Raw genomic sequence first — 1,003 nt, 5'->3', positions numbered from 1 at the left:
GTAAGAGCCTACCAAAGCATTCGTTTTCTCTTCACTATTTTTTTGAAAATCTTGATACGAAAAGCCTTTTCCAGTTTTTATAGGTATGTTCAGTAATTTATAATAATCTTCATCTATTGTAATCGTACGAATAGTAGGACTTTTATCACGAAAAGTTTTATTTTTCAATTCGTCTAACATACTTTCTTGAAGCGGTCTATCGCTTGATTCTAGTTCGATTATTATCTCTTCGTATGTACCATACGAAATCACATCTTTATTTTGCTGAATTTTATTATAAATTTCTTCGATTCGCCCTTTATTAAATTGATCTTCCTTCAACCTATCAGTAGTCATATCATAAGTGATGAAATATGTACTTTCTAAATCTAGCAACGAGTTGGAACTGTTTCCAAGATAGTGAAAATTATAAAGTGTATTAATTGAAAGTGTTATTGACGTTAATCCAAACATAAATTGCATTAAGAGCAGTATGGAAATAAAGAACCTATTTTTTAGGGCCATAAGAGTACTTTTTATTCTCATCTTATTTACTCCTTTAAGGCTTTAGCAGGTTCAATTTTAAGTAATTTGAAAAATGGTATTACAGCGGTGATGAACGAAATAGATAAGGAAATTACTACACCCATCATAACTTTGAAAACATCTATACGAATGGTAAAACCCATTGAATGTACTATACTTTTATTCATTGTACTTAAAATCCATTGCATACATAAGGCACAAACCGCTGCAGAGATTGCGCATATGAATAATTGGCCAAATATAAATACAAATAAATTCAAATTACTTGCCCCCAACGCTTTTCTTAAGGAAACACTCTTCCTCTTCGTATAAATCCAAAAATAACTCGCAATTATACAGTTCATTACAGCTATAAAAAGTATTCTATACGGAAGTGCAAGTTGTTCTCTCAGAGCTTGACTCGAGCTTTTTTCTTTCTCATAATTCTCTTTTTCATTTATCACTTTGGCATTTGCATCAGCTCTATTTTGCTTAACAT

The 1,003-nt window shown here is 31.0% G+C and carries 1 protein-coding gene and 1 pseudogene; both read right to left on the bottom strand.

The genetic code is table 11. The annotated features are described in order from the left end of the window. A pseudogene (locus AC1DJR_RS31360) lies at nucleotides 1–525 on the bottom strand (ABC transporter permease); the annotation flags it as partial. A gap of 5 nt (nucleotides 526–530) precedes the next feature. Further along, a partial coding sequence (locus AC1DJR_RS31355) for an FtsX-like permease family protein (RefSeq protein ID WP_477004398.1) occupies nucleotides 531–1,003 on the bottom strand: 473 nt, incomplete at its 5' end.

It is taken from the genome of Bacillus sp. 05T31 (assembly GCF_056396725.1).
Note: the sequence above shows the minus strand (reverse complement) of the source record. Positions and strands in the feature narration are given on the sequence as shown.